The sequence below is a fragment of the Chthonomonas calidirosea T49 genome (assembly GCF_000427095.1).
GTDB lineage: Bacteria > Armatimonadota > Chthonomonadetes > Chthonomonadales > Chthonomonadaceae > Chthonomonas > Chthonomonas calidirosea.
In genome coordinates, this window is sequence record NC_021487.1 from 2,514,735 (window position 1) to 2,528,640 (window position 13,906).

The following is a 13,906-nucleotide window of genomic DNA, read 5'->3' on the forward strand; positions in this document are numbered from 1 at the left end:
AAATGTTCCAATGATGGTGCCAATTTTACCCTAAAAATAAAAAAGCCTCCCTATGATTGACATAGGGAGGATAGAGGGCCTGAGAAAAGCAATTAGGCGATACGACGCCGTTGGCGCCTTAGACCTATGCAACCGCAAACCGTCACCAGCCCAGCCAATCCCCAGAACGAGCTGGCCTCCGGTGTAGAGGCATTGGGCTTGACATTGAGGGTAAAGTTTTGCGTCTGGTCATTGGGGTTGCCGTCTGTGGATATTGTGAAAGTGCCGGCGTAAGGGTTATTCATTGCAGTGGCCGGTGTGCTGCTAGTATAGGTTACATCTAACAGCGCCCCTGAATAGGAATCTCCTGGGTTTAAAGACCCTGTATTGAGAAGGAAGTTGAAAAACGCTGGATCTTCGGTAACGCTCAACGACGGATCCCACGTACCTGTCGAGAAGCTGTCGCCGCTGAGGTTGAGGACGTTAGTGGAATCGAGGTTTGTGATTGTTCCACTATAGACCACCGTCCCCGAGGTGCCTGCGACAACAGTCTGATTGGGGTTTGTTAGAACTAAGCTCCATATCGCATTTTGTGCTTCGGCTTTTTGGGCGAGGGGTGCCAGTAAGATGACCACGCCCAGGAAAGCAGCAACGTTGTGTAGGGCTCTTTTCATTAATCTATACTCTATCCTTTCTTTATCAATTATTATTTATGCAAACATTGTGACAGCGATTTCATAACGTGTGCCTAAGAGGGTAAGTTGGTGTGGGGAATAGGGATTTCTCCTTTGGCAACGCCAAAATCGTTGCCGCTGTTGGAAAGGTAAGGGCCTCTCTTTTTAAGATGGGTGCAGTTGACATTTGTTTTTCTCTCCTTCTAGGGGGCTATATTAGCCCCACCATCTACCATTGTACAGAGCGATCGTAAAATTATCGTGAAATGTAAAAATATCAAATAGGATCAAAATTGGTATCCGCCTCGATCTCATCAAATTGCGATGTGGGTTTCTTGCCTTCAAACAGAGGAGAAACCCGGGAGTTCTCTCCGGCGAGAATGCCTCTTATGCAGAATACAAACAAAAATCTCCCAAAAGCCTTTTCGACTTTTGGGAGAACCGTTGCATGCGAACCATTGCATTACAAGAGTTTGACCTAAAGCTTACCCCCTGCTTGAAGCGACGCCCCCTACATGACGTCTATCCTAGAGCAACCACGGTCTACGGCGTGGGCGACTCAACATGGCTTCGGCCACCGGATCGTTATGGAAGGTCTCATGCTCGGGGTCCCAGTAAAGAATTTTGCCGCCTAGCCTCAATGAGATGTTTCCAAGATGGCATATAGTGGCCGAACGATGTCCCACGCTCGCCGGGCAGATGGTCTCTTTGCGGGAGCGAATGCAGTCTATAAAGTTCTGCATGTGGTCGTTGGAGACATAGAGCCTTACGGCGTTAGGTGGGAGGGGCGTGGTGAGCAGTTTGGGGTCACTGGCCTCGATGCGACTGCGCGATACAAACACCGTGCCGTTTTCTCCCTCAAACGTCACCCCATTTTCGCCTTGGTTCGTGGTGTGGAGAACGGTACCATCGGCGTAGGTAGAGTAGATATCGAACTCGGGGAAGGTATTATAGCAGTTGACACCAATGGTAGGTCCTCGGCCAAACCCTTGTATCTTTACTGGGCCGGTGTGGTCGGTACCGAGCCCCCATTGAGCGATATCATTATGATGGGCACCCCAATCGGTCATCATGCCTCCGGAGTAGTCCAACCACCATCGAAAGTTTCCGTAAACTCTCTCAGGGAAATAGTCGGGCAAGAGGTTGGGTTCGGCAACAGGACTGCGCCAGAAGTTGAAGATAACGTCATCTATTACATCCCCATGGAGGATAGAAGGGTCGGCGGGTGCAGGGCCGAGCCAGAAGTCGAAATCCAGATCCTCTGGCACCGGTTGTGGCTGGAAGGGGCCCCCGGTAGGCCCGGTAGGCAGGTGGGCTGTCACCGTCTTGATCTTACCGATGAGCCCGTTCCGGACGATCTCACAGGCAAGACGAAAACGAGGGTCCGAGCGTTGCTGGCTTCCTACCTGAAATACGCGGCCGGTTTCTTGAGCCACACGCACCAGCTTCTTGCCTTCATCAATGGTAAGTGTGAGCGGTTTTTCACAGTAGACATCCTTGCCAGCCCGTAGGGCAGCTATCGCGATCTGGACATGCCAGTGGTCGGGTGTGCCGATGATCACGGCGTCAATGGTCTTATCGGCCAAGAGGTCACGAAAGTCATGATACTGTTTTGTGCCGGGGCCGAACTCGTTGGCCGCGTCGGCGCAGTGGGTGCGGTCTACATCGCAAACGGCAACCACTTTGCAGCCGGCCTTACTAGCGGCGGCATGGGCGTCGTTCAATCCTTGTCGAAAACCGCCCTTTTTCCCTCCACAGCCGATAAGACCGAACTGAATGGTATCGTTTGGCCCAAGGCGGCGCGGACGTTCGGCGTCGAGTGCACGCTCGGAGGCTATCGCCTCTTTTTCGTACCATGCCGGCAAGCCTGTTGCTGCGATGGCTGCAATAGCACGAGTGAGAAACTTTCGTCGGGTTTCTTGATAGCGATTGAAAAGGATATGCATGGGTCATCCTCCTTCGAGAAAAACTCTTGCCGGTGGAACCGGTAAATGTCTTTTCTTCTTTTAGGGAGGATTTCCTGCCGAGGTGTATCAGGCGGCCTCGTGTGAGGAGCGTCGCGTGCGCTTATCGGCGTACATGGCAGCATCGGAGCGACAAAGCAGCCCTTGAATATCCATGGCATCCTCTGGATAGAGTGCAACACCGATGCTAATTCCCAATGGAGGAAAATCGGGATCGTGCTGTTGGATTTGCTTTACATAACGCTCTACAGCCCGACGCAGCTTGGTCACGACGACCTCGGCGGCAACTCGATCGGCCCGCGCGAGTACTACCACGAACTCATCGCCCGCATAACGTGCTGCAAGATCGTAGTTGCGCACATGGTTGCGGAAGATGTCGGCTAGATCTTTCAACGTTTGGTCGCCGGTGGCGTGGCCATAGTGATCGTTGATGGGCTTAAAATGGTCTACATCTATGTTCAGTACGGCCAGAGAGCTATTTTCCCGATTCGCGCGATTTATTTCACGCTCTAGAAATTCCCGAAGATAACGTGCATTGCGAAGGCCCGTGAGAGCGTCGGTATAAGCTGATTCTTGGACTTCGGAGAACTGTTGTGCGCGTTCCAGCGCATGGCTTGCTTGGGTGGCGACAAGCCGCATAATGCGCAAAGTTTCCGAGTTAAAAGCGTCGGGTAGCTCGCTGTAGAGGTTAATAGTACCTAACGATTGTCCGCCAGAGACAAGCGGCACAATGAGGGTAGAACGGAAAGGTACCCAGGGGTCGCTAACGTCGCGCAAAAGCAGGTCTTCTGGGAGGAAGGAGGCGCAGATGGCTTCGGCACGGAAGAAGGCGCGTCCTGTAAGATAGGTGCCTACGCGGGCAACGCTTCCTAAAAGGTGACGTGCGTTGAGCCCTACCGCAGCGTGCGCATGCAGGTACTCACCGTCCTCTTCCGGCAGGAAAAGGGCACAGGCATCGCAGCCGATGAGCGCCTGAATGTGGTGGAGAAGCACGTCGGCCATAGCTTCAAGGTGGAGTGTTTGCGAAAGGGCTCGCGTGATGGTGTGGAGGGCCAAAGTCTCTCTTTGGGCTGCTGCAATGTCGTGGAGGACGGCCTGCACATCTTTGCTGGGTTGGAAGGTGAAAGCATCCGTCGGTATGGACTCGAGGCTTTTCTGAACCGCCAGCGTGCGAAAGGCGGCCACTACCGCCGGGTCGAACTGTGTTCCGGCGCGCCTTTCGATCTCGGCAATAGCTTCTTGTGGAGAAAGCGGTGGTCGAAATGGACGCGGATGCAGCAACGCACTGTAGGTGTTGGCCACCGCAAGTATACGCGCACCCACCGGTATCTCCTCGCCTTTTAAGCCATCGGGGTAGCCACTTCCATCCCAATGCTCTGCATGATGGCGAACCAGTGGCACCACCGGCCAAGGAAATGGAACGGAGGCAAGGATACGCGCGCCTAAAACGGGGTGCGTGCGTAACTTCTCCTGTTCTTCGGGAGTAAGGGTGTCTGCTTTAAGAAAAATGTGGTCAGGAACGCCCAGGCGACCGATATTGTGCAGCATGGCGGCTGCTTGCAGAGCTGCCGTTTCCTCGTCCGGAAGCGAGAGAGCTCGTGCAATGGCAAGAGCACACTGCTTTACACACTCTACATGACCGATGTTGTAGGGGTCGCGCGCGTCTATGGCACTTGTGAGGGCCTCGATGGTGGAGAGACAGAGTTGCTGCCCGCGCGTCTGCTCCAGCTTAAGCTGCGTTTCCCAGTAACGGCGTTGGCGTTTAGAGACGCGGCGTGCAGCAAGGCACCCAGCAAGCCCGGCACTTAGCAAGGCCATCATCACGAAAGAGCTTTCAGGTGTCATCAGAGTAACCGACAAGAGCTTTCTCCTGACCTAACAGAATTTACGGAGCTTCAATCCTATTTTCGGAGTTATGCAAGAGCGGAGTTACCGTAAAAATTACCAGAAATATTATAACATCATAAAATAGAATGCGATTTTAGTAGAAAAAATAGCGCTTGCTGTATAGCGCTTATTGGGTAGTGGTAAGCTGATAGATGAGAGTTTGTTCTAGACGCAGAGCCTCTTCAATGGAGGAGATATCGAACTTGGCCGCGATCTCAAAGAGCGTGTCTGTGAGGGTAAGAAGCTGCTGACAGCGGAGGACGGTCGCCCGGAATTGGAAGGATGCATTGCCGGAAGGAGTGGGAAGGATAAAGCGCACCTTCATCGAGGTGGTAGGGGCTATTTCGTGGGGGTATAAAAAGCGCAACCCTCCCGCTCCGATTTCAACTCCGTTCGTAACGGTCCAATCTTCGGTCTCCCTGAAGGCGATCTCTACGGGGAAGGTAAGTTTGAGGCGTGCAGAGGCACGTCGTTCAACAAAACAAGTCGGTGTGGAGCGCGATTTTCCCATGATCTTTGGTTCCGTAAAAACTCTTCGTAGGGTATAGGTTTTGAGTGTTAGGCCGCCTCCGCGAGCTCATGCAGGAGGCGCATTAAACACAGCTGATGTACTCTTAACATCCTCGTAAACTTCAGCCCGACCTCATAGGCTCCTTTTCTAGAATCCTTATCCTTTGCCAGGGTACAGCGGACCACCGACGCCTCAGCAAAGAGCGGCTCGCCGTCGTTCAGCTCGATACGAAGCCCGATGGCCGTGCCGGCGAGAAGAATCTGTTTGGTTCTTATGAGACAGCCACCCTGTGAGATGTCCGTAATGTAGGTGACTTCACCTTCCTCGGGAGCTGCCCTCTGCATCTCTTCCAACGAGGTATGGGGCTTATAGCGACCCAAAAAGTTACAGGCAAGACGCTCGGAACGACGTCGTTGTTGGAACCCTAGCCGTTCTTTTGGCACGACAAAAAGGCGATCGCTGCATTTAAGGACGGTTGTCTCCATCACATAGAGGCCCTCCTCTGCGGCACAGCGAAGGCAGAGTCGTGTGCCCTCTCGAAGGAGGTTGGCCTCGGCTGGGTGGTCGAGTGCGAGGACGAGCAGCTTGTTATTGGCCTGCTGGACGGTGGCGAGCAGAGGCCGCGACGTGTGGAACAAGCTTATCTCGATAAGATCGCCTATGTCAAACATAGAATCATATCCTCGGGGAGACCGCCAAATAAAGTAAGCGATTGCGATGCGGAAGCACCTCGCGTTTATTATCGGTGAGTTTGGGTTAGAAACAGAGGAAGATTCCACTTTGCAAGCAGCCAGTTCACGTGGAGGAAGGCAAGCTGCTTATCCTCCAACCCGCCTTTGTAGGAAAATGATGTTCCCTTAAGACCCCTGCATTCTTTAGGACACGGCCGACCCTAATCGGTTTTAGTTTAGGGCCGAGGGTTGAAATCGGCGGGGATGACATTAGGGAGATGGCGTTGCCTATCTACCGGCTCGACGCCAGCCGATGCCGGTCTGTTGGGGCAAATGATGAATGAGCTTTTCTGAAATAAGCGCATAGCTTGGTGGCAGCGGTGCAGCCCATCCCATTAAGCGAGCTGGGTCTAAACAACAGGTGAGATCGGTGATTTGGGAGGCTTTGTCATCGAACGGGCCGAGATTAGCTTGATGATATCGTTTATACCCTAGACGACGTGCATAGGCCTCAGTGGGCAAGTCGGCCAAAGGAACCAAGCCGAACACGCTATCTATAAACTTCACGACGCTGGCTGTATCGCCCGAGGCGTGTGCAATGTAGTGTGTACGGGCATAGGGAGACAGAAAAAGTAGGGGCACGCGCGGTCCGTCTGAAAGCCAATGTCCGTCGGGCCCTAAGGCGCGCAGCGGGGGTGGAACATGGTCATAATCGCCCTCGCTGTCATCCCAGGTAATGATGATCGCGCAGTGACGCCAATAAGGACTCTTTGCGATCTGATTGACACATTCGGCAACAAAGGCCTCGCTGATCTGCGAGTCGGAGTCGCCTGGGTGGTCATCGTCTCCAAGAAAACGCCCAGTGCCTTGCCGGATGACGGCAGACGATGGAGACGGAGCGCAGCGAAAAATTCTCTTAGGCCTTGCAGATGGGTAGCAAGCGTTGGGGCGTTACTGAACGGGGTGCAGAAGCCATTGCGTGGGGCCGCTTTGGGCGCCGATAATAATGCCCCGCGCTACCGAGATCGGCAGCATACTGTTGTTTCTGCTAACCACCAACGAAGTAGAAGGTAATGGCCAGAATGGCGTAGACGCCGAGAAGTTGTGCTCCCTCAAGCCAGTGGGTTTGTCCATCGCTGACGATGCGAATGGCGATGAGGATGGCCATGGTGAGGGCGACGAGTTCGGAAGCGGTGAAAAGAATGGTGAGTGGGTGGTTCCAAATGAGGCTAGAAAAAACGGCTACGGGGGTAACAAACATGGCGATCTGAATAGAAGATGAAGCGACGATGTCGAGGCTAACAGCCATTTGGTTGCGCAGCGCCATTGTAATAGCGGTGCTATGTTCCGCCGCGTTTCCTAGAATGGGCAGCAGAATGAGACCAGCGAACATGCGATTGAAATGGAGGATGTGGAGGGCGGGCTCGAGAAGCCCAATAAGGAGCTCACTCTCTAGCGCGACAACCACAGTGCTAGCAAAAAGAATGAAGCTGGCCTTTGTTGCTGACCACTTGGGTTTCTCCTGGGTCTCTCCTGTTGGAAAAAGATGGCGGTGGGTGCGGAGGGCGAAGAAGAGCCCAGCCCCATAAAGTACCAGCAGTACCGCGGATACCCATAGGCTCAGTGGCATGAGCGCTGCCGCTTGCAGATTTTTTTCTGGCAGATGAGCGCTCTGTACCAATAGAGCAGGAGTGAGAAGGGCGATAACGGCAAGACTCATGGAGGTGATATGGGCCTGAGCCACTTCGGAGCTAAAGGTGAGTAGATTTTGTCGAAAGCCTCCTAAAAGCGCGGAAAATCCGAGCACCAACAACACGTTGCCAATGATCGAACCGATGAGCGAAGCGCGCACCACGGTCAGTTCATTATGTTGAAGCGCGACGAGGGTGATCACGATCTCGGTGGCGTTGCCGAAGGTTGCGTTCAGTAGCCCGCCAATGAGAGGTCCGCGGGATGCCGCAAGCGACTCGGTGGCCTCGCCTAAAAGCCCGGCCAAAGGGATGAGGGCGAGCCCAGAGGTAAGAAAAACCCATAGGGGCGGAACGTGCAATAGATACAGCACAAGGCTAACCGGCACAAAGATAAGCAGCCGGTACATAGGCAAACCTTTCTCATCAACTGGTTTCAAAAAAGCAGAGACGAGGGCTACGAAAAGCACAAAGCCCTCGCTCCGCTAGAGGTCACAGCGTCTCTACGTCGCTCACAGGAGGCTAACTATTGGTGCACATGTACATGGAACGTGCTTTTAGCCAAAATGCGACCGGTGTAGGGGTCCATTGCCATAACGGTTGCGGTGTAATCGCCCTCCACGTAGTAGGCATGACGTACGGCACGTCCTTCCGATTCCAACTGGATGCCATCGGAAGCATCCCAGTCCCACCAGATCTTGAGGGGGCGGATGCCGGCAGTAGGATAGACGGAGTAGGTGATCATCTGTCCAACACCCACAAGCTGCTCCGGCAGACTCAGCCCACTAACAGGCGATTGATCGATAACGACGGCGATACGCCCCACATTGAAATTAGCAGGCGCATCGCCGAAAAGGCGAATTTGGGCGATCTGAGCATCGTCTGCACTTAGGTCTGGCAGTGCGCTCACTGGGATGCTGAGCATGTACCAGTTATTATTTTGAGAGGCATAGGATAGTGGCAAAAGCGCCTCTGTTTTTTTGCCGTTGGTGGTGACCAGCTCTACTCGAAAGTTCTGTAGCACAGCTTTGCGGGTACTGGTGTTAAACCCACCACGAGCGCCTGGGTAGCCCGGATAGCCTGGGAAACCGGGGAATCCTGTTGGGCCGGTGGGTGGGAACCCCGGATAGCCCATCGGCCCTCCGTAGCCGGGGTAGCGCCCATTATAGCCCGGTATACCGTTGTTCTGGTTGTTGGGTAGGTAGACCGCGAAGGTAAGATAAGCATCGGGGTTAGATAGGTAGGGTGCGAGATTCACAGGGGTTTTTAGAGCGAGGCCGCCGCCTTGATAGTAGCCTTGCGTCGCAATGCTAAAAGAGGTTGTGCCGGTGTAGGCAAGATTCGTATCTGGCTTGATGCTGCCGCTGCCGATGGGAAAAAGCGTGTAGGCGCTGGCGCTCATAACCCCATTATAGATATCGAGGCCGCTTTGGGCACGACTCGGTACTGCTGTGGTAAGCAGCGCCATGGTGGCGCCTAGGCCTGCCACAACAGAGAGTATGCCATGACTTTTTAGAGCGACGATAGAACTCTTCATGCTTAAGAGTCTCCTCTTTGATGGATATATTCTGGTCTTTGTATGCGATGAATACGATGTGCCCTGCCGGTTTCTGTATCTAGCTCCACAAGAACGCCGGAAAGTTGTGCAGGCCCTTCGGCCACCTCCATGCGTACAGGCAGCAGCGTGCGGAATCGCTCGAGCACCACGTTGCAGTCCATGCCGATGATCGAGTCGATCGGCCCGGTCATTCCCACATCGGTGAGGTAGGCGCTGCCTTTGGGCAGAATGCGTTCATCGGCCGTTTGGACATGTGTGTGTGTGCCGATAACTGCGCCGACCTTGCCATCTAAGTGCCATCCGAGCGCCTGTTTTTCAGATGTGGCCTCCGCATGGAAATCCACTAAAATTATAGACGTTTGCGAACGGAGTAAGGTTAGTAGATCATCCGCCGTTCGAAACGGATCATCCACCGGATCCATAAAAGTGCGCCCCTGAAGGACAAGAACGCCGACGGGCGCTTTTTGTGTTGGATAGATACCCCATCCTCGTCCGGGCACGAGGGGTGGGTAGTTGGCCGGGCGCAGAAGGCGTGCTTCGGTATCGAGCATCGGGTAGATATCGCGTTTCCCCCAGGCGTGGTTGCCTAAGGTCAACACATCGGCTCCGGCCTCCAACATCTCTGTAGCGAGGGCCGGGGTGATGCCGATGCCACCTGCCGCGTTCTCGGCATTTACCACCACAAAATCCGCTTGCAACTCTTCCCGAAGCGGCTTTAGCAGATGCAGTAAAAGCTCGCGTCCCGGTCGTCCCACGACGTCGCCTATCATAAGTAGGCGGAGGTGCGGCATGTCCTCCCTTCTCCTTTAGCGTGCATAGTCTACCGCACGCGATTCACGGATAACCGTTATTTTGATCTGGCCAGGGTACTCCACCTGCTCTTCGATGCGGCGGGCCATTTCACGTGCCAGCTGCATGGCGGCCAGATCGTCCACTTTCTCCGGTTTGACGATCACCCGTATTTCGCGTCCGGCTTGCACGGCAAACGTTTTTTCCACGCCCTCAAAGCTATCTCCTATCTCCTCTAGCGCTTTCACGCGACGCACGTAAGTTTCTAAAGCCTCCCGACGCGCCCCCGGGCGGGAGGCGGATATCTGATCGGCACAGATCACCAAGTGCGCCTCCATAGAAGTCGGCTCGACGTCGTGATGGTGGGCCTCGGCGGCATGGGCTACCGCTTCCGACTCGTGATAGCGCCGAAGGATTTCACCCGATATGAGGGCATGTGGGCCCTCCATTTCAAAGTCTACCGCTTTCCCTATATCGTGCAGCAAACCAGCGCGTTTAGCCACCTGGATGTCGGCGCCCACTTCAGCTGCTAGCAGACTGCAGAGGTGAGATACCTCGATGGAGTGGCTCAACACGTTTTGGCCATATGAGGTTCGGTATTTCAGCTTGCCCAACAGGTGCACGATCTCGGCAGGAAGGCCGGTAACGCCCGTTTCAAGAACGGCGCGCTCTCCCGCTTCGCGAATGCGTTCTTCTACCTCCTGTTCCGCTCTGTGTACGATCTCCTCAATGCGGCCTGGATGGATGCGACCATCAATGATCAGGTTGGTGAGGGCGATGCGAGCGATCTCGCGGCGCACTGGATCGAAGCAGGAGAGCACCACAGCCTCCGGCGTATCGTCAATAATGAGGTCTACGCCAGTTAAGGTCTCGAAGGCACGGATATTTCGACCTTCTCTCCCAATGATGCGCCCTTTCATTTCGTCGTTAGGAAGGGGCACAACGGAAACGGTGGTTTCCGATGTCTGCTCCACCGCACAACGTTGGATGGCATCTACCAAAACCTGCCGTGCGCGTTGTAGGCCCTCTTTGCGCGCTTCCTCCTCGATCTCGCGAATGCGTCGAGCGGCCTCGTGGCGACATTCCTCCTCTACAAGGTGTAAAAATGTCGCTCGTGCCTCTTCTCGTGTAAGCCCTGAAAGCCGTTCTAATTCCATGACCTGTTGCTGACGCAAGGTTTCCACCTCCCTCTGCGCAGCAGCTAGGGCTTCCTCTCGTTGTTCGAGCGATCGGGCCTGCGCGTCTATACTTTCCGCACGACGATCGAGACTCTCTTCGCGTTGCGCTAGTCTCCGCTCCAGCCTCTGAAGTTCGGCTCGCTTCTCCCGGTTTTCGTTTTCAATCTCAGCTCGCAGCCGAATCGACTCCTCGCGGGCGTCGAGAAGCGCTTTACGGCGCGTCTCCTCCGCCTCTCTTAACGCTTGTTCTCTCAGGCGTTGAGCCTCTTCCGACTGTGTGTGAAGCAGTGCTTGTAGCTGAGCACGCTCCTCTATTAAGCGACGACCAATGAAGAAGTGTTCTAAGAAATATCCAAGGAAGGCTCCACAGAGCGCTCCCAGAACAACCGCTATCTGTAAAACCGATACTCCGACGTGTGGCAACTCTTCTACCTCCAGAAAGCTCTGCGAGATTCGCGGCTTTCCTCAGAGGCGAAGCAAAGACACGGCGTAAAGTGATTTATTATTTAGACGTAAGCTCTTCTAATACCTTCTTTATGATCGTGTTGTCAAATCCACGCCGTGCCAAAAAGGCAGCACAGCGCCTTTTTTCTGCCAAAAGCGCTTCACCTTCTAGGTGAGCTAAACTGCCCGGAGGCCATCGGCGTGCAACGGCTGCGCGCGCTCTCTGTAGCTCCGCTTCGGGATCGAGCGGAGGCAATGTCGTTTCGAGCAGATCTTGCGTCAATCCACGCGCTTTCAGCTCTTCCACAAGGCGCCGTCTCCCATAACGCTTTCGATCAGCCCTATCCGCTACCCAGTCTTGGGCAAACCTCGCGTCATCAAGCCACCCACGCGCTTTTAGCTCCTCGATAACCTGTGCAATGATATCGTCCGGACAGCCGTGTTTCGCTAAGCGTCGCTCGATTTGGGCTTGGCTACAGGCCGAACGCGCTAAAGCACGCAAAGCTATTGCTCGTGCCGTCTTTAACCTCTCTTCATCCAAAGAGTCTACTACCTCCTTACTCTAAGCGGATCACCTGTCCATCATAGGCCGGGTTTACATGAGCCGGCGTCTCCGCACAGAGGGTGGTGTGGTCAAAATGATGGGAAAGATGTGTCAGCAGTGCCTGCTTCGGTTGCAGTTGTTCAATAACCTCTAGTGTCTGCCAAAGACCGAAGTGGGTTGGGTGCGGATCGTAACGTACGGCATCTATGATGAGCAGATCGAGATGGTAAAGTTTTTCCATGGCTTCGGGGGGAATATGGCTCACATCGGTGACGTAGGCCATGCAGCTCTGTGTTTGGGGGTTGCGGAAGCGATAGGCCAGCACAGGAAGGTGACCATGCAGCACATAGAAGGCCTCAACGATTAGGCCGCACAACTCCATGGGCGATTGCACTTCAAAAAGCTGTAAGCGGGGCTTGCCTCCACCGGCTTGAGTCTCTATGAAAACATACCGAAAGACACGGCGGATGTCTTCCAAGGTGGAAGCATCGCCGTAGATGGGTATCTCTTTGCCCATGAGGTCGTTGTAGCGACGAAGATCGTCAAGCCCCATCAGGTGGTCGGCGTGTGTATGGGTGAAGAGAACAGCATCTACCGTGCGTAGGTTGCAGGCAATCGCCTGCAAACGGAGTTCGGGCGGAGTATCAACCAAAATCGTGCCATTGGGGCCTTTAACGGCAATGGAGGGTCTTGTGCGTTTGTTACGTGGGTCGTTCGAACGACATACGGCACAATCACAGCCGATCATGGGCACACCATGCGATGTACCGCTGCCTAGTATGATGATCTCTAGCAAGGCGTTAAACTTTCCCCTAAATTTTGTAGAGCATTATGTAATCGATCTATCGAGGAGGGTCTCGGCCTTGACGAATGGCCTACTCTTTAGCCTGAAACCTCTGCAGCGTTTGTAAGGGGCAAGGTGATTGATTTTCCGGTCTGTAGCGAACGGTAGACAGCCTCGACGACCTCCACCACATCGGCTCCGTGTGTTCCTGGTGAATAGAGGGAGCCATAACCGAGTATCGCGCTAACGAAATTGGCCACCGGTCCCTCAACTGGCAGCATATCTGCCTCTTTGAAACGGCGCACTTGCTGCTCGTGCAGGGTAATGCTGGTTTCAAACTCCCAGTGGTTCACGGTAACGGTTCCCCCGGTGCAGGCAAAGATATGGCGCAGGCGGCGATTAACGAATTTACTATCTCCAATAGTGGTGATGTTGGCGAACGCGGCGTTATCGAGCTCCAGGCTCACCGAGATGCGCATGTCAGAGGGGTAGTTGTCGGCGACAGCCGTTACCCGTTTTACTCGCCTGCCTGTCGTCCAGAGCAGTTCTGAAACAAGATGCGAGCCGCCATCTATAAAGTAGCCCCCACCGGTAAGGTTCGGATCGGCACGAAAGAGGGAGGGAGGTACAACGCCGGGCAGATTTTCTGGCAGGGGCGCTTTACCGAAAAGTGGCTCTGCCGAACTACACCAAAATAGCGAGGCTGCCTCTAGCTCGCCCATGCGCTCGTCGTGAAGCGCTCGGCGAATCTGATGGCAATGAGCCCAATGCGGGGGGTTTAACGCCACCGCCAACTTGAGGCCTTTCGCTTCGGCCAAAGCGTTCAACTCCTGCGCTTCCACGGCACGCACAGCCATCGGTTTTTCAACGAGAACATGAAGCCCGCGTTCCAGTGCCGCTTTTGCCTGCTCGTAGTGGAGAGCATGAGGAGTTGCGATCACTACGGCATCTAGAGGAACCTCCTCAAGCATCTGTCTCCAATCGGCGTAGGCGCGTTCGGGGGGAAGATGGAAAAAGGCGGCCAGTCGCGCCCTCGCCTCCGGGTCACGGCGACAGAACGCTTCCAAGCGCGCTTCGGGGCACTTCAGGATGTCCGGAATATGGCGGCGTGAGGCGAAGTTCCCCGCCCCGATAACGCCCATTCGAACCACCTTTTTGGCGGCCACTCCCTCTGAGGCTACTGTCATTTTGCACCCTCCAGCAGGCTCCTTTTGCTATCATATTATCACGAAACA

At 54.4% G+C, this 13,906-nt stretch carries 13 protein-coding genes; all 13 read right to left on the minus strand.

Annotated features, from left to right (window positions below; all coding sequences use genetic code 11):
- Positions 1-92: 92 nt before the first annotated feature.
- Positions 93-653, minus strand: a complete 561-nt coding sequence (locus CCALI_RS10495; RefSeq protein ID WP_016483463.1) for a COG1361 family protein — start codon at positions 651-653, stop codon at positions 93-95.
- Positions 654-1,180: 527 nt separating this feature from the next.
- On the minus strand, positions 1,181-2,599 hold the full coding sequence (locus CCALI_RS10500) for a Gfo/Idh/MocA family protein (RefSeq protein ID WP_016483464.1): 1,419 nt from the start codon (positions 2,597-2,599) through the stop codon (positions 1,181-1,183).
- Between the two features lie 87 nt (positions 2,600-2,686).
- Positions 2,687-4,477: a bifunctional diguanylate cyclase/phosphohydrolase gene (locus CCALI_RS15330; RefSeq protein ID WP_016483465.1), complete on the minus strand. Its 1,791-nt coding sequence runs from the start codon at positions 4,475-4,477 to the stop codon at positions 2,687-2,689.
- A gap of 154 nt (positions 4,478-4,631) precedes the next feature.
- Positions 4,632-5,015 (minus strand): PilZ domain-containing protein, encoded by a 384-nt coding sequence (locus CCALI_RS10510; RefSeq protein WP_016483466.1) that lies wholly within the window; start codon positions 5,013-5,015, stop codon positions 4,632-4,634.
- 47 nt (positions 5,016-5,062) lie between these two features.
- Positions 5,063-5,686, minus strand: a complete 624-nt coding sequence (locus CCALI_RS10515; RefSeq protein ID WP_016483467.1) for a PilZ domain-containing protein — start codon at positions 5,684-5,686, stop codon at positions 5,063-5,065.
- 288 nt (positions 5,687-5,974) lie between these two features.
- Positions 5,975-6,598: an alkaline phosphatase family protein gene (locus tag CCALI_RS15805; protein WP_081648365.1), complete on the minus strand. Its 624-nt coding sequence runs from the start codon at positions 6,596-6,598 to the stop codon at positions 5,975-5,977.
- A gap of 136 nt (positions 6,599-6,734) precedes the next feature.
- On the minus strand, positions 6,735-7,784 hold the full coding sequence (cax, locus tag CCALI_RS10525) for a calcium/proton exchanger (RefSeq protein ID WP_044950344.1): 1,050 nt from the start codon (positions 7,782-7,784) through the stop codon (positions 6,735-6,737).
- A gap of 116 nt (positions 7,785-7,900) precedes the next feature.
- Positions 7,901-8,911, minus strand: a complete 1,011-nt coding sequence (locus tag CCALI_RS10530) for a PKD domain-containing protein (RefSeq protein ID WP_016483469.1) — start codon at positions 8,909-8,911, stop codon at positions 7,901-7,903.
- Positions 8,912-8,913: 2 nt separating this feature from the next.
- On the minus strand, positions 8,914-9,723 hold the full coding sequence (locus CCALI_RS10535) for a TIGR00282 family metallophosphoesterase (protein ID WP_016483470.1): 810 nt from the start codon (positions 9,721-9,723) through the stop codon (positions 8,914-8,916).
- A 15-nt stretch (positions 9,724-9,738) separates the two neighbouring features.
- Positions 9,739-11,322: a ribonuclease Y gene (rny, locus tag CCALI_RS10540; RefSeq protein ID WP_016483471.1), complete on the minus strand. Its 1,584-nt coding sequence runs from the start codon at positions 11,320-11,322 to the stop codon at positions 9,739-9,741.
- Positions 11,323-11,401: 79 nt separating this feature from the next.
- Entirely contained in the window at positions 11,402-11,884 is a 483-nt protein-coding gene (locus CCALI_RS10545; RefSeq protein WP_016483472.1) for a regulatory protein RecX, read from the minus strand.
- Between the two features lie 16 nt (positions 11,885-11,900).
- On the minus strand, positions 11,901-12,683 hold the full coding sequence (locus CCALI_RS10550; RefSeq protein ID WP_016483473.1) for an MBL fold metallo-hydrolase: 783 nt from the start codon (positions 12,681-12,683) through the stop codon (positions 11,901-11,903).
- An 86-nt stretch (positions 12,684-12,769) separates the two neighbouring features.
- A complete protein-coding gene (locus tag CCALI_RS10555) occupies positions 12,770-13,858 on the minus strand; it encodes a Gfo/Idh/MocA family protein (protein WP_016483474.1) in 1,089 nt (362 codons plus the stop codon).
- Positions 13,859-13,906: the final 48 nt, after the last annotated feature.

Excerpts from the sequence above, each read along its gene's own strand:
- CCALI_RS10530 (WP_016483469.1), bottom strand. The coding sequence starts at position 8,911 with ATGAAGAGTTCTATCGTCGCTCTAAAAAGTCATGGCATACTCTCTGTT.
- CCALI_RS10495 (WP_016483463.1), bottom strand. The coding sequence starts at position 653 with ATGAAAAGAGCCCTACACAACGTTGCTGCTTTCCTGGGCGTGGTCATC.
- CCALI_RS10555 (WP_016483474.1), bottom strand. The coding sequence starts at position 13,858 with ATGACAGTAGCCTCAGAGGGAGTGGCCGCCAAAAAGGTGGTTCGAATG.
- CCALI_RS10535 (WP_016483470.1), bottom strand. The coding sequence starts at position 9,723 with ATGCCGCACCTCCGCCTACTTATGATAGGCGACGTCGTGGGACGACCG.
- cax (WP_044950344.1), bottom strand. The coding sequence starts at position 7,784 with ATGTACCGGCTGCTTATCTTTGTGCCGGTTAGCCTTGTGCTGTATCTA.
- CCALI_RS10510 (WP_016483466.1), bottom strand. The coding sequence starts at position 5,015 with ATGGGAAAATCGCGCTCCACACCGACTTGTTTTGTTGAACGACGTGCC.
- CCALI_RS10515 (WP_016483467.1), bottom strand. The coding sequence starts at position 5,686 with ATGTTTGACATAGGCGATCTTATCGAGATAAGCTTGTTCCACACGTCG.
- CCALI_RS10500 (WP_016483464.1), bottom strand. The coding sequence starts at position 2,599 with ATGCATATCCTTTTCAATCGCTATCAAGAAACCCGACGAAAGTTTCTC.